Origin of the sequence: Methyloversatilis sp. XJ19-49, assembly GCF_024580145.1 — a bacterium.
GTDB lineage: Bacteria > Pseudomonadota > Gammaproteobacteria > Burkholderiales > Rhodocyclaceae > Methyloversatilis.
In genome coordinates this window covers 146,658-164,712 of the sequence record NZ_JANINI010000004.1, presented here as the reverse complement: position 1 = coordinate 164,712, position 18,055 = coordinate 146,658, and the positions used below count along the sequence as shown (strand labels likewise).

The window sequence follows — 18,055 nt, the reverse complement described above, 5'->3', positions numbered from 1 at the left end:
CAGGCCGGGGGACGGATAGAATCCCGCTTTTACCCGATTTCCAGCAGGAGCCGCCATGCCCGCCTACCGCTCACGTACTTCCACCCACGGCCGCAACATGGCCGGCGCCCGCGCGCTGTGGCGCGCCACCGGCATGAAGGACGGCGATTTCGGCAAGCCCATCATCGCCATTTCGAACAGCTTCACGCAGTTCGTGCCGGGCCATGTGCATCTGAAGGATCTGGGCCAGATGGTCGCCCGCGAGATCGAGAAGGCCGGCGGCGTGGCGAAGGAATTCAACACCATCGCGGTCGACGACGGCATCGCGATGGGTCACGGCGGCATGCTGTATTCGCTGCCCAGCCGCGAACTGATCGCCGACAGCGTCGAATACATGGCGAATGCGCACTGCGCCGACGCACTTGTGTGCATTTCGAACTGCGACAAGATCACCCCGGGCATGCTGATGGCGGCGCTGCGCCTGAACATCCCGACCGTGTTCGTGTCCGGCGGGCCGATGGAAGCGGGCAAGGTCGTGCTGTCCAACCCCGGCGGCATGAAGATCATCGCGGTCGATCTGGTCGATGCCATGGTCAAGGGCGCCGACAGCAACTGCTCGGACGAGGAGTCCGACGCCTACGAGCGCAGTGCCTGTCCGACCTGCGGATCGTGCTCCGGCATGTTCACCGCCAATTCGATGAACTGCCTGACCGAGGCGCTCGGCCTGTCGCTGCCGGGCAACGGCTCGACGCTCGCCACGCACGCCGACCGCAAGGCGCTGTTCCTGCGCGCCGGCCAGCTGGCGGTGGAGCTGTGCCGAAAGTACTACGAGAACGACGACGAATCGGTGCTGCCGCGCTCGATCGCCAGCTTCAAGGCATTCGAGAACGCGATGACGCTCGACGTGTCGATGGGCGGCTCGACCAACACCGTGCTGCACTTGCTGGCCGCGGCACACGAAGCCGGTGTCGATTTCACGATGGCCGACATCGACCGCATTTCGCGCGGCGTACCCTGCCTGTCCAAGGTCGCGCCGGCCAAGTCCGACGTGCATATGGAAGATGTGCATCGCGCCGGCGGCATCATGGCCATCCTCGGCGAGCTGGACCGCGCGGGGCTGATACACCGCGACCTGCCGACGGTGCACAGCGCCACCTTGGGCGAAGCACTCGACAAGTACGACATCGTGCGCACCGAAGACGAAGCGGTGCGCACCTTCTACCGCGCGGCTCCCGGCGGCATCCCGACCCAGGTCGCGTTCTCGCAGGACCGCCGCTACCCGACGCTCGACCTCGACCGCGAAAACGGCGTCATCCGCAACAAGGCGCATGCCTTCAGCCAGGACGGCGGCCTCGCCGTGCTGTACGGCAACATCGCCGAGCGCGGCTGCATCGTGAAGACGGCCGGCGTCGATGACTCGATCCTGAAGTTCTCGGGCACCGCCCGGGTGTACGAAAGCCAGGACGATGCGGTGACCGGCATCCTCGGCGACGAGGTGAAGCCGGGCGAAGTGGTCGTGATCCGCTACGAAGGCCCCAAGGGCGGCCCCGGCATGCAGGAAATGCTTTACCCGACGACCTATCTGAAGTCGAAGGACCTGGGCAAGGCGTGCGCGCTGCTGACCGACGGCCGCTTCTCGGGCGGCACCTCCGGCCTGTCGATCGGCCATGCCTCACCGGAAGCGGCGCAGGGCGGCCTGATCGCGCTGGTGAAGGACGGTGACGTGATCGAGATCGACATTCCGAACCGCACCATCCATCTGGTCATCGCAGACGACGAACTGGCGCATCGCCGGGCGGCGGAAGAGGCGCGTGGCGCCGACGCGTGGACGCCAAGGAACCGTGATCGCGTGGTGTCGCAGGCGCTGCAGGCCTATGCGCTGATGACCACCAGCGCCGATACCGGCGCGGTACGCGATCTGACGCAGTTGCGCCGTCCGTAAGGCCGGCTTGCCGTCGCACCGGTCTTGACCGCGCCGCATTCTGCCGGCCGCATCGCCGCGCTGACCGCGCTGGCGATGTTCGCCTTCGCCGCCAATTCGGTGCTGAACCGGCTGGCGCTGGCCGATACGGCGATTGATGCCGCCAGCTTCACGCTGATCCGCCTGGCCGCGGGTGCGCTGGTGCTGTGGGCGCTGGTGCGCCGCCAGTCGGGCAGCCGGCTGGCCGGCGACTGGCCGGGTGCGTGTGCGCTGTTCATCTATGCCGCCGCGTTCTCCTTCGCCTATCGCGCGCTGTCGACCGGCACCGGTGCACTGCTGCTGTTCGGCACGGTGCAGGTGAGCATGATTGCCGCCGGACTGTTCAAGGGCGAGCGCTTCCGGCCGCTGCAGATCGCCGGCTTCGGCGTCGCACTGGGCGGGCTGGGCGTGCTGCTGGCGCCCGGCGTCAGCGCACCACCGGTCGATGCGGCCCTGCTGATGGCGCTGGCCGGAATGGCCTGGGCTGTGTACTCGCTGCGCGGGCGCCACGCACGCGGCACGCCGCTCGCCATGACGGCCGGCAATTTCGTGCGTGCCGTGCCGCTGGCGATCGGCTTGTCGATGGTGTCGGCCGCCGACGCCCGGATCGATATGGCGGGCGTGCTGTACGCCGTGCTGTCGGGCGCGCTGGCATCGGGCGTCGGCTACGCCATCTGGTACAGCGCGCTGCGCGGGCTGACGGCGACGCAGGCCGCCACGGTGCAGTTGAGCGTGCCGGTGATCGCCGCGCTCGGTGGTGCGCTGCTGCTGGCCGAGCCGCTGACCGCGCGGCTGGCGCTGGCGTCTGCCGCCACGCTGGGCGGCATCGCGCTGGTCGTGACCACCCGCCGCTGAACCCTGCCGCTTGCCCGCCTCCACGCCACCCAGCCGACTGTTACATCCCCTTGCGAGGCTTTTTGATGCCTTGCAGCAAGCCGGGGCGGCCGCTCGGGTAAAATCGCGGCCCATGACACCTTCCGCGCAGCACGATGACGGCCCGCACGCCGACGGTTTTTCGTGGCCGGTGCGCGTCTACTACGAAGACACCGACAGTTACGGTGTCGTCTACTACGCAAACTATTTCCGCTTTCTCGAACGCGCACGCACCGAATGGCTGCGCGCGCTCGGCTTCGATCAGGTCGACATGACGGCGCAGGGCCACGGCTTCGTCGTGCGCTCGGTCACCGGCGAATACCTGAAGCCGGCGCATTTCAATGACGCGCTCGAGGTGCGCAGCACGATCGCCGGCGTCAGCCGGGTCGCCATCGACTTCGCGCAGCGGCTGTACCGCGGCGACACGCTGCTGTTCGACGGTCTGGTGCGGGTGATCTGCATCGATCCGGCGCGCGGCCGTCCGGTGTCGATCCCGCCTGCACTGCGCGCGCGGCTCGTCCCTTCATCCCCGCCCCCTCTTCTGCCCCCGCTCACGAACTGACCATGAACCTATCAGAAGACCTCTCGATCATTTCGCTCATCATGAACGCCAGCCTGCTGGTCAAGCTGGTGATGGCGCTGCTGATCGGCATTTCGTTCATGAGCTGGTACTGGATTTTCCGCAAATCCTTCGCCATCCGCGGCGCACGCAGCCGCACCGACAAGTTCGAGCTGGAGTTCTGGTCCGGCGGCGACCTGAACGCGCTGTTCCAGAGCGCGGCCAACGATCGGCACAACGCCGGCGGCATGGAACGCATCTTCGAAGCCGGCTACCGGGAATTCATCAAGCTGCGCGGGCGGCAGAACATCGACACCGCTACCGCGGTCGATGGCGCCCGGCGCGCCATGCGCGCGACCTATCAGCGCGAGGTCGACGAACTCGAATCTCACCTCGCCTTTCTCGCCTCGACCGGCTCGGTCAGCCCCTACATCGGCCTGTTCGGCACGGTGTGGGGCATCATGAACGCCTTCCGCGGCCTGTCGAACGTCGGTCAGGCGACGCTGGCCCAGGTCGCCCCGGGCATCGCCGAAGCGCTGGTGGCGACCGCGATCGGCCTGTTTGCGGCAATTCCGGCGGTGGTCGCGTACAACCGCTTCGCGCACGACATCGACCGCATTTCCATCCGCTGGGAAAGCTTCATGGAAGAGTTCTCCAACATCCTGCAGCGCCAGGGCCCCGGTAAGGCGCAATGAGAAGACAGCGCCGCCTGATGAACCAGATCAACGTCGTGCCGTACATCGACGTGATGCTTGTACTGCTCGTCATCTTCATGGTGGCGCCGCAGGCCACGCCCACCGGCAGCATCGAACTGCCCAGCGTCGGTCAGGCGTCGCAGACCCCGGCGCAGCCGATCGAAGTCATCGTGAAAGCCGACGGCAAGCTGGCGCTGCGCGACCGCGACCAGGGCGGCAAGGAACAAACGATCACGCGCGATGCACTGGTCACGCGCATCCGCGACCTGCAGGGCGCCAGACCCGACCGCGCCGTGGTGGTGGCCGGCGACAAGGCGGCACGCTACGAAGAAATACTGAAGGTGATGGACACGCTGCAAGGCAATGGCATCACCCGCATCGGCCTGCTGGTGCACACCGGCCAGACTGCGAAACCGGCCCGCTGATGCGCGAGCACGCACTCAAACGCCCGGAACCCGGCAAATGGCAGTCGGCCGTGCTGGCCGCCGGCATGCATCTGCTGCTCGGCCTGTTCCTGTTCTACAGCGTGCGCTGGCAGACCAGCAAACCGGCTGCGGTGCAGGTGGAACTGATCAGCAGCATGCCGACGGTGGAGGCTCCGGTGCGTCTGCCGCCGCCGCCCGAGCCGGTAGTCGAGAAGCGGCCGGAACCGGTGGTCGAGCCGCCGCCCCCGCCGCCGCCGCCCAAGCCGGACATCGCGTTCAAGGAACCTCCGAAGCCGAAACCGGTTCCCAAGGTTGAGCCGAAGCCCGAACCCAAGCCGGAGCCCAAGCCGAAACCCGAACCGAAACCGGTCGAGAAGAAGCCCGACGTGAAGCCGCCGCCGGACATGCGGCGCGAGATCGAAGCGCAGGACAGAATGTTCAAGGAAGCCATGGCCCGCGAGAGCGCCGAACAGGCCAAGCGCGAGGCTTCGCGAGAAGCGGACCTGATCGCGCAGGCCGCCGCGGAAGGCGCGCGCAGGAACGCTGCAAGCGCATGGGGAGACAAGATCAGCGCCAAGATACGCAGCAACATCGTGCTGCCGCCGGGCGCCACCGGCAACCCGGAAGCGCTGGTCGCCATCGCGCTGCTGCCGGACGGTTCGGTGGTCGGCGAACCGCGCATGAAAAGATCAACCGGAAATCCGGCGCTCGATGACGCGATACTGCGTGCCATCGTGAAGTCGTCACCGCTGCCGAAGCCGGACGATCCGTCGGTCTTCGTGCGCAACCTGGATCTGGTGTTCCGGCCGCTGGGACAGTAGCCGCCGCCGCACCACCTCTCATCGAAAGGATCAGATGTTCAAGATATTCAGACTGATGGCCACCACGCTGCTGCTGGCAGCAACCGCCGCCCAGGCGCAGCTCACGGTCGAGATCACCGGCGCCGGCGCCAACCGCATTCCGGTCGCGATCGCCAACTTTGCCGGCGACGGCCTGCTGCCGCAGGCGCTGACCGGTGTCGTGCGCGCCGATCTGGAGCGCAGCGGCCTGTTCAAGCTGGTCGATCCGGGCACCACGCCGGTGCCGGAGAACGCGGCCATCGACCTGAACCAGTGGAAGGACCGCGGCGCCGACGCGCTGGCACTGGCCAGCATCCTGCCGGCGCCGGGCGGCCGCTACGAAGTGCGCATGCGTCTTTATGACATCGCACGGCAGAACAAGCCGGACGGCATGATTTTCCTTTTCGGTGCAGCGACCGTGCGCGAAACGGGCCACCGCATCGCCGACTTCATCCACGAAAAGCTGACCGGCGAGCGCGGCGTCTATTCGACCCGCATCGCCTACGTGGTGAAGACCGGCAAGAGCTACGAACTGAAGGTGGACGACGCCGACGGCCAGAACCCGCGCACCGCGCTGCGCTCGAGCGAGCCCATCATCTCGCCCGCCTGGTCGCCGGACGGCACGCGGCTGGCGTATGTGTCGTTCCAGGCCAAGAAGCCCATCATCTACGTGCATTCGCTGGCAACCGGCACGCAGACCGTCGTGGCCAATTTCAAGGGCTCGAATTCGGCGCCCGCCTGGTCACCCGACGGCAAGCGGCTGGCCGTGGTGCTGACCAAGGACGGCAGTTCGCAGATCTACAGCATCAACGCCGACGGCAGCGGGCTGACCCGCGTGGCCGGTTCGACCACCATCGACACCGAGCCGCAGTTCTCGCCCGACGGCCAGCACCTCTACTTCACGTCCGACCGCGGCGGCAGCCCGCAGATCTACCGCGTCGCGGCCACCGGCGGCACCGCCGAGCGCGTCACCTTCGAAGGCAGCTACAACGTGTCGCCCCGGCTGTCGCCGGACGGCAAGATGCTCGCCTACGTGTCGCGCAACGGCGGCCGGTTCCAGGTCACCGTGATGGACCTGGCCAGCCGGCAGATCCAGATCCTCACCGATTCGTCGCGCGACGAATCGCCGTCCTTCGCACCCAACAGCCGCACCATCCTGTATGCATCGGAAGTGGGCGGGCGCGGCGTGCTGTCGGCAGTATCGTCAGATGGCCGCGTGAAGCAGAAACTGTCCGGACAGGCCGGCGGCGATGTCCGCGAACCGGCCTGGGGACCGTTCAACCAGCCCTGACGCCGCACAGACCAACCTTCGAAATCACGTCACACTCCTCGTTCCGACCACAAGAAAGGCCTCCGCCATGCAAACGTCCGCCAGCAAGATCGCCATCGCCACCCTGACCCTTGCTCTGCTCGCCGGCTGCTCGTCATCCGGTCCGGAGCAACCCGCCGCCCCGACCGAAAGCAAGACGCCGGTTGCGCCCGCCAGCCCGAGCGGCACGCCGGTCGCCCCGCCCGCCGTCAGCGGCAAGACCATGACGCCGGAAGAGGCGCTGATGGCGTCGCTGAAGGACCCGAACAGCCCGCTGTCCAAACGCATCATCTACTTCGACTACGACAGCTACGCCATCAAGGACAGCTACGCCAGCCTGGTCTCGGCGCACGCCAAGGTGCTGGTCGCCAATCCGAAGCTGAAGATGCTGATCCAGGGCAACACCGACGAACGCGGTTCGCGCGAATACAACCTGGCACTCGGCCAGAAGCGTGCCGAAGCGGTCAAGCGCGCGCTGATGCTGCTGGGCGTGCAGGAAGCGCAGATCGAGTCGGTCAGCCTGGGCGAAGAAAAGCCGCGCATGGAAGGCAGCGACGAAGCCGCCTACGCCGAGAACCGCCGCTCGGAAATGCTCTATTCGGGTGAGTTCTGATGTTGGCCCGTCGCGGCATCGCGACGGCGCTGGCCATGTTGTCCATCGGCAGCGCCCCGGCGTGGGCGCTGTTCGATGACGACGTGGCGCGCCAGCGGATCGAAGCGCTCAAGCTTGAATCCACTACCCGGCTGGGCAAGCTCGATGCGCAGGTGGAACAATCGCAGCGCGTGCAGCTCGACCTGAACAACCAGATCGAAGCCCTGCGCGCCGAAATCGCCAAGCTGCGCGGCCAGAACGAGGTGCTGACCTACGAACTGGAAGCCGCCACCAAACGGCAGAAGGATTTCTACCTCGATCTGGACAACCGCCTGCGTGCGCTCGAAGCCGCTCCGGCAGCCGCGGCGGCGGCGGCACCGGCCGCCGATCCGGCGGCTGAGGCGCGCGACTACGAAGCAGCGCTCAATCTGCTCAAGGGTGGCAAGTTTGCCGACGCGCAAGCGGCGTTCGAAGCCTTCATCACCACCTGGCCGCAGAGCAGCTTCCAGCCTGCGGCGCACTACTGGGCCGCCAGTTCGGGATTCCAGGCCAAGAATTACCCGCGTGCCGCCGAGCTTTACCAGGCCGTGCACGCGCAGTGGCCGTCCGACGTGCGCGCACCCGAGGCCCTGCTCGGTCTGGCCAACACGCAGCAGGTCCAGGGCGACACCAAGGGCGCGAAGAAGACGCTGGACACCGTGGTGGCCGAATACGGCAGCACGCCGGCGGCCGACGTCGCGCGTCAGCGCCTGAAGCAACTGGCCCCGCCGCCGAAGAAGAAGTAGGAAGGGACGCGCGCAATGGGCAGTGGGGTTTCTTCGCGGCCGGCCGTCGTGCTGCTGTCGGGCGGCCTCGACTCGGCCACCGTGCTGGCGATGGCGCGTGCACAGGGGCACGACTGCCATTGCCTGTCGGTCGATTACGGCCAGCGCCACCGCGCGGAACTGGTGGCGGCCACGCGCGTGGCAAAGGCGCTGGGTGCTGCCAGCCACCGGACGCTGACGCTCGACCTGCGTGCCTTCGGCGGTTCGGCGCTGACCGACAGCGCGATCGACGTGCCGGTCGACGGCGTCGCGCCCGGCATCCCGGTCACCTATGTGCCGGCGCGCAACACCATCATGCTGTCACTGGCGCTGGCCTGGGCCGAAGTGCTCGGCGCGCAGGACATTCACTGCGGCGTCAACGCAGTCGACTACTCCGGCTACCCCGACTGCAGGCCGGAATACATCAAGGCCTTCGAAGCGATGGCCAATCTGGCCACGAAGGCTGCGGTGGAAGGCGCCCGACTGACCGTGCACGCACCGCTGATTGCATTGACCAAGGCGGGTATCATCCGCGCTGGCGCAGATCTGGGTGTCGATTACGGTCTCACCGTGTCGTGCTACCAGGCCGACGACGCGGGCCGCGCCTGCGGCGTGTGCGATTCGTGCCGGCTGCGCCGTGAAGGCTTCGCTGCCGCGGGCATCGCGGACCCGACGCCGTACAGATAGCGCCCCGTGCGAGGGGCCGACAACCGGACCCGAACACGATGGACCTCAACATCCACACCGAAACACTGGCCGCCGTGCTCGGGCTGTCGATCGCGCTCGGCGCGCTGACCTCGCGCACCAATTTCTGCACCATGGGCGCGGTGTCCGACTGGATCAACATCGGCGATCTCGGCCGCATGCGCTCGTGGATGCTCGCCATCGCCACCGCGATGGCCGGCCTGGTCGGCATGGAATCGGCCGGCATCATCGACCTGAGCACCACCTATCCGCCCTACCGCAGCGCGCAGTTCGCCTGGCTGCGCTATCTGGTCGGCGGCCTGCTGTTCGGCGTCGGCATGACGCTGGCCAGCGGCTGCGGCAACAAGACACTGGTGCGCATCGGCGGCGGCAATCTCAAGTCGGTGTTCGTGCTGGCGGTCGGTGCGCTGTTCGCCTACCTGATGATCTTCACCGAGTTCTACGCGCTGGCCTTCGGCTGGATGGGCAGCTTGACGCTGTCGCTCGAGGCGCGCGGCATCGACTCGCAGGCGCTCGGCTCGGTCATCGCCGGCACCGTCGGTGGCGACGCCGCCACGCTCAACCGCGCGCTGGCCTGGCTGATCGCCGGCGCGCTCGCCGTCTGGGCCTTCGCGAATGCCGAGTTCCGGCGTGACCGGGACAACATCGCCGGCGGCATCGGCTTCGGTCTGGCCGTGCTGGCCGGCTGGTGGCTCACCGCCGGCCCGCGCGCCGCGGCATGGAAGGAGTGGGCCGAATTCGCCGACGTGCTGCCCAGCCGCGTCGAGGCGCAGTCCTACACCTTCGTCGGCCCGATGGCCGACAGCGCGCGCTACCTGCTCGACCCGACCAACACCGCCCTGCTCAACTTCGGCGTCATGGCACTGGTCGGCGTCATCGTCGGCGCCTTCCTGTACGCCATCGTGGCCGGCAAATTCCGCATCGAGTGGTTCCGCAGCAGCGCCGACCTGGTGCGGCACGGCATCGGTGGGGCGCTGATGGCCATCGGCGGCGTGCTGGCCTCCGGCTGCAGCGTGGGCCAGGGCATCACCGGCGTATCGACGCTGGCGCTCGGCTCCGCCATCGCGCTGCTGGCCATCATCGCCGGCTCGGCGCTGACCATGAAGGCCTCGATGTGGTGGCTGATGCGCGAGTAACCGGCACACGCCTGCACGCCGCCGATGCCGGAAAGCCTTGACGCATCAAAACCCGCTTCCTATAATCCGCCCTCTTCGCAAGGCGAGGGTCGGTAGCTCAGTCGGTAGAGCAGCGGACTTTTAATCCGTTGGTCGCGAGTTCGAGTCTCGCCCGACCCACCACCAGGTGGGCCGAAAAACAGGTATTGCGAACCAGTTTCGGGTTGTTAGCTCAGTTGGTAGAGCAGCGGACTCTTAATCCGTAGGTCGAGTGTTCGAGCCACTCACAACCCACCAGTAAAATCAGTAAGTTAGGCCAGTTCTTCGGAACTGGCCTTTTTGTTTTCTGGGCCTGAGTAGCCACGGCGTAGCCAGTTTCAATCAACCAAACTGGGCGGCGTCACCCGCGAAACTCGTGAGCTCGATGTATCGACAAGTAAGGCAGGTGTGCCGTCTGGAGGTCTCGAAGCATCCAATCTTGAGAGATCCCAAGTTGCACATGTGCTAACTCCGGCAATTCCGCAGAGATGCTGACGTGTCCCTTGGCAGAAAACGAAATCCACCCCCATCGAACAGCGCGTCGATGTGCGGCGTGTCAAACGACATCAGGAATTGACCCCTGTTGTTGATCAATCGTTTTGGGTTTCGGTGTTTGCGCTGAGCCCGTAGCTGTCGCCGCGGATCGTGATGACATGGCTGTGGTGGCGTAGTCGATCGAGGATTGCGGTGGCCACCACCGCATCACCGAACACGCCGCCCCACTCGGCCACGCATCGACTTTTGTGAAAGCCCCACCCCTTCCATAACAGAATATTCTTGAAAGTACTTTTTTATCACATGCTTGCATCTAATAAGACAGGCTTAAATTTTCAGTAAAAATACCCCTTTTTCCTGAAGTTCATACGCGTGCTGATATCACCCGGCTGGACAACGCATTAATCTTTAGATTCATTTGGCATTGAAGGTGGCGCGGGATTGGCGATGGCGTAAGAAAATCTTGAGGCGACTGACACATCCTCCACAGGAGTAAGATGCGAACTGGAGGTTTCCACCAGTTCTTGCATTCACGCCACTACAAAATGCAAATGAGGATGGCTTTGAACACAGCTAATGCACACCACTTTTCCGGACATGAGACGTTTCCTCTCCGGCAAATGTGGCTAAAAAAGGTTTTTGATCAATCGGTTGCGGGCTATCGCGTTCCAAAAGCAGCGTTCTCCGATGAGAGCGCTATCGCAGCTTTTGGTGTCGGCAAAAACATGGTCAGCTCTATCCGCCACTGGGCACTAGCCTGCGATGTTTTACGTGACTCTAGTGACTCTCGATTTTTCGACCTATCTCCTGTCGCTATCGAGGTCCTTTGCGATGGGGGCTTGGACCCGTATGCCGAAAGCCCAACAACCGCTTGGCATGCGCACTGGTGGCTCGCAGGAAAGGGAAACAGAGCCACGACCTGGAGTTGGCTTTTCAATCATGTGACCTCACCAACCTTTACGCGACAGGAGCTCGAATCACCTTTGGAAAATTTCGCGCGCAAGCACGACCCAAAGCGACGGCTGTCGGCTTCCACCCTGTCACGTGATTTGGACACGTGCCTACGCAGCTACGCGCCGCGCTTTGCCGGTGGCTCGCCGGAAGACTTTGCTGAACCGCTGCTGGGCGAGCTCGGTTTGATCCAAGAAATACACAAAGGCCAATACGCATTCCGAAGAGGCCCAAAGGCCACTCTTCACAACGCCCTTTTCGCCTATGCACTATTGGACTACTGGGAGAGATCGGAAGTCAGCATGAGCTCAATGGCATTTGAAACCATTGCGTACGGCGAGGGCTCACCGGGACGTGTATTCAAACTTGATGAAAATTCCATCGCTGAACGGCTGATGGGGCTGAACGATCTCACAAGTGGCTTTTTGGCATGGACGGACACGGCGGGTCTGCGCCAAGTGCATAAGCAAGCAGGAGACTCCAATGAAATGCGTCTAAATATGATTCGTAGAGCATATGACTGACGACAAAGGCCAATCTCTCTCAGACTTCGTCCACATTGCACGCCATTACCAACGCTCAATACGCGTGGACGCGGACTTGGGCCGTCTCGACGCCTTGGCAGGCTACATCTGCCACTCCACCGCGACCTCCATCTTGGAGAACATGGCTCGGCAGTTAACGGAAACCAACCAACGTTCATTCACTTGGACCGGCCCTTTCGGCGGAGGGAAGTCATCGCTTGCCGTGGCTCTAGCGAGCGCGTTGCATCCTGACAAGAAGCTGCGGACCCACGCACGAAACGTACTCAAGCTCAGCGCGATGCCCGCCTTTGAAAAGGCATTCCCGACCCGCGACGGATGGCTTGTGTTACCCGTGGTAGGCAGGCGCGGAAATGTAGTCGCCGACCTGAACACCGCGCTGCGCAAAGCCAAGGGCAAGGGCACCGACAACCGCAAAGTATCCTCAAGCAGCTTGATCAATGAGCTGTGTCAAACCGCCGAGGATCGCTCGCAAGACGGCGTACTGGTTATCCTTGACGAGATGGGTAAGTTTCTAGAGGCTTCGGCCTTGGGATACGGAGACGATGTCTTCTTCTTCCAAGAACTTGCCGAAGCTGCAGCACGTGCCAATGGCAGGCTAGTGATCGTTGGCGTACTGCACCAATCGTTCGCCCAATACGGAGCGCGTCTGGGCACCGAGACCCGTGACGAGTGGGCCAAGATTCAAGGCCGATACATCGACCTGCCCTTTGTCGCCGCGAACGACGAAATGGTGGCGTTGATAGGTAAGGCCATCGAAGCAGGGTGCCGCCCGACTTGGGTGAAAGAAGTCTCCACAGCCATCGCTGATTCCATCCGGTTGCGCCGCCCCGTCGTTGGCGGCCAGTTTGCCGACGCGCTTGAAGCTTGCTGGCCGCTACATCCGGCCATGGCTGCACTACTCGGCCCGATCTCCAAGCGGCAGTTCGGCCAAAACGAGCGCAGCACATTCGGCTTTCTGGCATCGGTGGAGCCGCACGGCTTCCGCTCCTATCTCGAAGCGACCCCCATCAAGTCGGCCACTTGGTATCGGCCGGACAATTATTGGGACTACCTACGCTCGAACCTTGAGCCCGCGATTCTCGCCTCTCCCGATGGCCATCGTTGGTCGCAAGCTGTCGAAGCCGTCGAGCGCACCGAGGCTAAGAACTGCAATCCGTTCTTGGTCGAGCTGATCAAGAACATTGCGGTAATTGACTTGTTCCGCAATGGCTCCGGCCTGGCCGCCGACACGGCAGTCCTGGGAACAATCTTCTACAAGCAGCCCATCGCTGAAATTGAGAAGGGCCTTGAAGAACTTTCGCGCATGCGTGTGGCTCTCTTCAAAAAGCATATCGGCGCTTGGTCGGTCTTTGAGGGCAGCGACTTCGACATCGACGCTGCCGTCGCCAAAACCTTGGCCGCCTCGCCAGACGTCGACTACAACCACCTCGCCCACTTGATGGGCCTGCACCCAGTCGTGGCAAAGCGGCACTATCACGCGACAGGCACCATGCGGTGGATGAATCTCTCGCTGAGCAAGCTCGACGAGGCAGAACGCTTGGCCGAGAAATACGTTCCGGCCAAGGGCGAGTTCGGCCTGTTTGCCCTTGCCCTCCCTGGTCGCGGCGTTGGGCACAAGGTCGCGCAGCGTAGGGCGCAGGAGAGCTCGCGCCTGAGTCCTTGGCCGGTGCTGGTCGGCATCCCGCGTAACCATGCCCGTATCGAAGAGCTCGGTGCCGAGCTGGTGGCTCTCGAAACCGTCAAGGATCGCCACGAGCTCCAAGGTGACGCTGTCGCGAGGCGCGAAGTCCATGCGCGCCTCGCCGCCGTCAACGCCACCCTTGAAGAGCAGCTCCAAGCTGCAATTACCAACGTTCAGTGGTTCGATGGAAGCAACGAGTCCATCGAAGCCGGCGCTCGCCTCTCCCCCATCGCCTCCAACCTCGCCGACGAGCTCTATTCAAGCGCTCCGCTTGTGTGGAGCGAGCTAGTCAATCGCGACAGCGTGTCGAGCAACAGCGTCAAGGCGCGCCGCGACCTGCTACACCGCATGCTTTCCCACGAGGGAACCGAGCACCTGGGCATTGAAGGTTTCCCCGCTGAGCGCGGCCTCTACGAGACGTTGCTACACAGCACAGGAATCCACCAGGAAGTCAGCGAGGGGAACTGGCGCTTTGTGCAGCCTGACAGAGACGGCGAAGCCCGTTTCGCCGCGATCTGGCAAGCGACACGCGACATGTTCGTGGACTCGTCATCGCGCGTAAGGGCCTCCGACATCCTTGAGCGATGGTCTGCCGCGCCCTTTGGGGTGAAGGCGGGCATTCAGCCAGTGCTCTTCGTCGCGTTCTTGCTGGCGCATCAATCCAATGTGGCCGTCTATAAGGATGGCATGTTCATTCCACGCCTTAATGACGCCGATATCGACGAATACCTTCAAGACGCTGGCCGCTTCTCGCTTCGTTGGGTGGTCATCGATGAGGAGAAGGCGCGCATCTTAGGTGGCATCGCCAACATCCTGACGGAGCTAGGACATGCCGCCGATGCGCGCGACCCGCTCGAGGCCGCCCGCAGTTTGGTCGGCCTGGCGTTCAACCTGCCGGTGTGGACCCAGCGCACACATCAACTCAGCGACAGCGCCCGAGCCATCCGCGACACCTTGCTAAAAGCGAGCGACCCCCACAAGGTCTTGTTCGTCGACCTGGTGGCTCTGTTAGACACCAGCGATGGCGACGCCTATGTGGAAGCCCTGCGTGGCCCCATCGCCGAATTGGCCGGGGCATACGAAGCGATGCTCAGAAGCATGGACTCGGCCATGCTCGCAGCCCTCGACGCCCCGCCGGCTCGCCTTGACCGTCTGAGGGCTCGCGCTGAGGCCGTTGCCGGCATCACCGGCGACCTAAGGCAAGACTCATTCGCAACCCGCCTGGCCAAGCATGACGGCAGCACGGTCAGCATCGAGGGCATCCTGAGCTTAGCCGCCAACAAGCCGCCGCGTGACTGGACGGATCGCGACATCGACGCTGCGACGCTTGAGATCTCAAAGGTAGCGTTGCGGTTCAGGCAAACCGAGGCGTTCGTCTCAGTCAAGGGCCGCAAGCCCAACAGCGAAGCCTTTGCAGTGGTCATTGGCGCTGGCACAGACGCCCGAACGATCTCGCGCTCCTTCGACATCACCGACCGAAATCGCCAGGCCGTGGAAACCAAGGCCGACGAGATCGCTGCCCAACTGCAAAAGGAAGGCCTGGAAACGGATGTGTTGCTTGCCATTCTGGCCAAGGCGGGCATGCGGCTGACGGCTGACGAGGAGCAAAACCATGGCTGATCGCCACGTTCTCGGACTGTCGGGGGGCAAGGACAGCGCGGCACTAGCCGTGCACATGCGCCAGGCTCACCCAGAACTGACCATCGAGTATTTCTTCACCGACACAGGCGAAGAGCTGCCGGAGGTTTATGAGTTCCTTGGCCGCCTCGAGGGCTACCTCGGCAAGTCCATTGAGCGGCTCAATCCGCGACGCGACTTCGACTTCTGGCTACGCGAATACAACCACTTCTTGCCGTCGCCACAAACGCGGTGGTGCACCCGCAAGCTCAAGCTGACGCCGTTCGAGCAGTGGATTAAACCGATGATCGCTGCCGGAGACAAGGTCACTTCATACGTGGCCATCAGAGCCGACGAAGACTATCGCGAAGGCTACTCGTCCAAGCGGGACAACCTCAGCGTGTCCCTGCCTTTCCGCACGGCCGGCATCGACAAGGCTGGCGTGATGGACATCCTCGAATCATCCGGCGTGGGCTACCCCAAGTATTACGAGTGGCGTTCTCGCAGCGGCTGCACGTTCTGCTTCTTCCAGCAGAAGATCGAATGGGTGCGCCTCAAAGAACGCCACCCCGACAAGTTCGAGGCCGCCAAGGACTTGGAGAAAGACGCCTTGGAGCACGGTTCGCCGTTCACCTGGTCTTCAGGGGAGTCGCTTGCTGAGCTGGAGCAACCCGAGCGGGTCGCCCAAATCGTGGCTGACTTTGAGAAGCGCAGGGAGCGCGCTCGCGCGGTCATCCCGATCAATCCGCTCCGCCCAGTTCGCTCATGCCCCGAGGACATCGACGATGTTTATGGCGAGGACGAAGGCAACGGGTCCTGCGTGATCTGTCACAAGTAGGCTTGGACGTCACGCGCTCCGCTCGATAACAATGGTCAACTGCGGCTGGCCTGCCGTAGCCTCCGGGTGAACGAGTGCGTTATACGCGGTGTCGAGTGCGTTCACACTCTTCACTCTCGTCATCAAGACCCCCGCAAGTCGCTTATCGGCGCGCCAACCCTTGCGCAGCGCGGTGCAAACCAAGTCAGCCTCCACCACGATGCTCAGCTTTGCCAACTCACTCCTAAGCCATAGCGAAATCCAAATACAGGCATCGTCCTGAAAGCTGTATAGCTCGCCTTCAAGCAGTAGAGAGAAAATCTTTCCTGTTTTGGGGTTCTCCAAAACAGTGGTGAACTTTCGAGGCAACGTCGGCTCTTGAAGGAACACCTTCGCTTTCATCATCGCCGGCCGAATCATTTTCTGAGAGGCCGAGCGTGAGATGTGGTTGCTTGTGTCAGCGACGACATGCGAAGCAATGTCGCACCTCAAACGCCCAATGACGCGAAGGCTCTGTTCCCGCGCGCGTTGAACCACTTCGACCAACGGCAAAGCCAAAACCTGGCCAACTTCTATGTCCAAATCAAATTCATGTGGCCCAGCACTGTCGTCAAACTTCAAATTCCGAGCAACCAATCGTGGCTTTGTTGAAGGGTCGGGCTTCTCCCATGTTTGAAGCTCCCGTGCCCGCGCACGGGCAAAAATCAAGCAACCGTTGATGTCCTCATCTCGGCTTATGCCGTTCAAGTCGCATTGCTGAGTTATATGAACTAGGCAAATCGAACCAGTCTTCAAGTCCGGGCCGGCAAGAACAGAGCCAAAAGGCAGGCTTCGGCTAATGTTCTTTGCCGCTTCTGCTTCGTTCTCAGATGTAACAAAAGGCACGGAAGGCAATGCACCCACCCATGTGAAATGCGAGATTAGATTTCGCATTGCGTGGACATCGGTAGTCGGCGCGATCAGCCTGTTTTCGATGGCCTTCCCGTCGGCCGACAGCAGCAGCCGAAAAATGCCGTCCAACTTGGACATGCTCGACGAGACACTCGCATCTTTTTCAATATGGACAAGATGCTCGCGCGCGAGCAACTCATGAAGATGCTGGTCAAAAGGATCATCGTCGCTAACAGACGCAAAATGAATTTGTTGCATGGCCGACGCATCCAGATTCCAAAGCGTGGCCGAGGCCTTCTTCTTGGCTTCATCGAGTGCATTAAGCCAGTTGGCCATAAACTGCCGCATCTCACGAGCCGCCGGGCGCTGACGCGTCAACTGATCAAAACTAAGCCGCAAACCGGGAGCGCCGAAAGCCTCACTTGTAATCTTTTGCTTAGGGAGAATCAGCAAGCCCGCGGCACTAATCTGCGACCTCTCGCTGAAACTCCGCCTGTTTTGCTCAAGCTCCTCATGAGATGACATCAACACGATGGGAGGAATCTCATTTCCGGCGGCTGCCCGCGAGACTGACCGCATGTAGTCAGCCAGTCCGTCGACGGGATTGGCCTCACCATTCTCCAGAAACAAGTCCAAGAACAGACCGTCGAACAACAACACGTCCTGCGGAGGAGGACGAGGGGCAGATCGAATCTCAATCACAAAATGCGAAGCGGGAAATGCTTCACGCACTGCGGCTTCTAGCTTTTTAACGCGCGCCGCACGCTCGACGAAGGGATTCAGCAACGCCTTCAACTCATGGTGGGCACTTTGAGCGAAAGCATCACTCAAAATCAAATTTGAAACGGCGTCGTCTGAACCAAAATACTCAGCCACATCATTGATGTTGCCGTCCATGAGCTCAGCAATTGACACAACTGCAAGGCCCACCTGCCGCAAGTATTCGAATCGCGGATCGTTGACATCGGAAATCACGTCATAGAAATCTGGACTAACTCCCCTGACGTGCTCACAACGCAAGCCCGCGAGCTCGTCATCGACCACAAGTATTCTCTTGAGTACTAGCTCCTGCCCCTCGGGTGGCTGAATAGCCAGTCGGGGCGGATCACCAGCCACGAGGGTATTGTCCGGCGCACCTTCCAAATTGATATTCTGCTCGTTCATT

Annotated in this window: 16 protein-coding genes and 2 tRNA genes; 16 read left to right on the top strand and 2 right to left on the bottom strand. The window is 62.8% G+C overall.

Annotated features, from left to right (window positions below; translation table 11 throughout):
- The first annotated feature begins 55 nt into the window (after nucleotides 1-55).
- The 13 genes from ilvD (at nucleotide 56) to NMQ16_RS06835 (ending at nucleotide 10,151) form a co-directional block, all read left to right on the top strand.
- Entirely contained in the window at nucleotides 56-1,921 is a 1,866-nt protein-coding gene (gene ilvD, locus NMQ16_RS06895; RefSeq protein ID WP_257079800.1) for a dihydroxy-acid dehydratase, read from the top strand.
- 75 nt (nucleotides 1,922-1,996) lie between these two features.
- A complete protein-coding gene (locus NMQ16_RS06890) occupies nucleotides 1,997-2,794 on the top strand; it encodes a DMT family transporter (protein ID WP_373566766.1) in 798 nt (265 codons plus the stop codon).
- A gap of 112 nt (nucleotides 2,795-2,906) precedes the next feature.
- Nucleotides 2,907-3,374 carry a tol-pal system-associated acyl-CoA thioesterase gene (ybgC, locus tag NMQ16_RS06885; RefSeq protein ID WP_257079798.1) on the top strand — a complete coding sequence of 156 codons (468 nt, stop codon included), beginning with the start codon at nucleotides 2,907-2,909 and terminating at the stop codon, nucleotides 3,372-3,374.
- A gap of 2 nt (nucleotides 3,375-3,376) precedes the next feature.
- Entirely contained in the window at nucleotides 3,377-4,066 is a 690-nt protein-coding gene (tolQ, locus tag NMQ16_RS06880; RefSeq protein ID WP_257079797.1) for a protein TolQ, read from the top strand.
- A gap of 14 nt (nucleotides 4,067-4,080) precedes the next feature.
- Nucleotides 4,081-4,491: an ExbD/TolR family protein gene (locus NMQ16_RS06875; protein WP_257079887.1), complete on the top strand. Its 411-nt coding sequence runs from the start codon at nucleotides 4,081-4,083 to the stop codon at nucleotides 4,489-4,491.
- Nucleotides 4,491-5,312 (top strand): energy transducer TonB, encoded by an 822-nt coding sequence (locus tag NMQ16_RS06870; RefSeq protein ID WP_257079796.1) that lies wholly within the window; start codon nucleotides 4,491-4,493, stop codon nucleotides 5,310-5,312. The genes NMQ16_RS06875 and NMQ16_RS06870 overlap by 1 nt, the downstream gene beginning before the upstream one ends.
- A 34-nt stretch (nucleotides 5,313-5,346) precedes the next feature.
- The gene (gene tolB / locus NMQ16_RS06865) at nucleotides 5,347-6,621 is read left to right on the top strand and encodes a Tol-Pal system beta propeller repeat protein TolB (RefSeq protein WP_257079795.1); all 1,275 of its coding nucleotides are present in this window, start codon (nucleotides 5,347-5,349) and stop codon (nucleotides 6,619-6,621) included.
- 67 nt (nucleotides 6,622-6,688) lie between these two features.
- Nucleotides 6,689-7,252: a peptidoglycan-associated lipoprotein Pal gene (pal, locus tag NMQ16_RS06860; RefSeq protein ID WP_257079794.1), complete on the top strand. Its 564-nt coding sequence runs from the start codon at nucleotides 6,689-6,691 to the stop codon at nucleotides 7,250-7,252.
- Nucleotides 7,252-8,016 carry a tol-pal system protein YbgF gene (gene ybgF, locus NMQ16_RS06855; protein ID WP_257079793.1) on the top strand — a complete coding sequence of 255 codons (765 nt, stop codon included), beginning with the start codon at nucleotides 7,252-7,254 and terminating at the stop codon, nucleotides 8,014-8,016. Before pal ends, ybgF begins: the two co-directional genes overlap by 1 nt.
- Nucleotides 8,017-8,031: 15 nt before the next feature.
- Entirely contained in the window at nucleotides 8,032-8,721 is a 690-nt protein-coding gene (gene queC / locus NMQ16_RS06850; protein ID WP_257079792.1) for a 7-cyano-7-deazaguanine synthase QueC, read from the top strand.
- 38 nt (nucleotides 8,722-8,759) lie between these two features.
- Nucleotides 8,760-9,875, top strand: a complete 1,116-nt coding sequence (locus NMQ16_RS06845; RefSeq protein WP_257079791.1) for a YeeE/YedE family protein — start codon at nucleotides 8,760-8,762, stop codon at nucleotides 9,873-9,875.
- A gap of 86 nt (nucleotides 9,876-9,961) precedes the next feature.
- Nucleotides 9,962-10,037: transfer RNA gene (locus NMQ16_RS06840), tRNA-Lys, on the top strand.
- A gap of 38 nt (nucleotides 10,038-10,075) precedes the next feature.
- Nucleotides 10,076-10,151: transfer RNA gene (locus NMQ16_RS06835), tRNA-Lys, on the top strand.
- Between the two features lie 332 nt (nucleotides 10,152-10,483).
- Here NMQ16_RS06835 and NMQ16_RS06830 read toward each other — a convergent pair.
- The gene (locus tag NMQ16_RS06830; protein ID WP_373566763.1) at nucleotides 10,484-10,624 is read right to left on the bottom strand and encodes an ATP-binding protein; all 141 of its coding nucleotides are present in this window, start codon (nucleotides 10,622-10,624) and stop codon (nucleotides 10,484-10,486) included.
- A 321-nt stretch (nucleotides 10,625-10,945) separates the two neighbouring features.
- On the opposite strand from NMQ16_RS06830, the gene NMQ16_RS06825 reads away from it, so the two are divergent.
- The 3 genes from NMQ16_RS06825 (at nucleotide 10,946) to NMQ16_RS06815 (ending at nucleotide 16,020) form a co-directional block, all read left to right on the top strand.
- Complete coding sequence (locus tag NMQ16_RS06825) at nucleotides 10,946-11,863, top strand: DUF4007 family protein (RefSeq protein ID WP_257079790.1); 918 nt, start codon at nucleotides 10,946-10,948, stop codon at nucleotides 11,861-11,863.
- A gap of 76 nt (nucleotides 11,864-11,939) precedes the next feature.
- Nucleotides 11,940-15,185, top strand: a complete 3,246-nt coding sequence (locus NMQ16_RS06820; RefSeq protein WP_257079789.1) for an ATP-binding protein — start codon at nucleotides 11,940-11,942, stop codon at nucleotides 15,183-15,185.
- Nucleotides 15,178-16,020, top strand: coding sequence for a phosphoadenosine phosphosulfate reductase family protein (locus NMQ16_RS06815; protein WP_257079788.1), 843 nt, complete (start codon nucleotides 15,178-15,180; stop codon nucleotides 16,018-16,020). The genes NMQ16_RS06820 and NMQ16_RS06815 overlap by 8 nt, the downstream gene beginning before the upstream one ends.
- Before the next feature lie 9 nt (nucleotides 16,021-16,029).
- Here NMQ16_RS06815 and NMQ16_RS06810 read toward each other — a convergent pair whose 3' ends face one another.
- Nucleotides 16,030-18,054: a hypothetical protein gene (locus NMQ16_RS06810; protein ID WP_257079787.1), complete on the bottom strand. Its 2,025-nt coding sequence runs from the start codon at nucleotides 18,052-18,054 to the stop codon at nucleotides 16,030-16,032.
- Nucleotide 18,055: the final 1 nt, after the last annotated feature.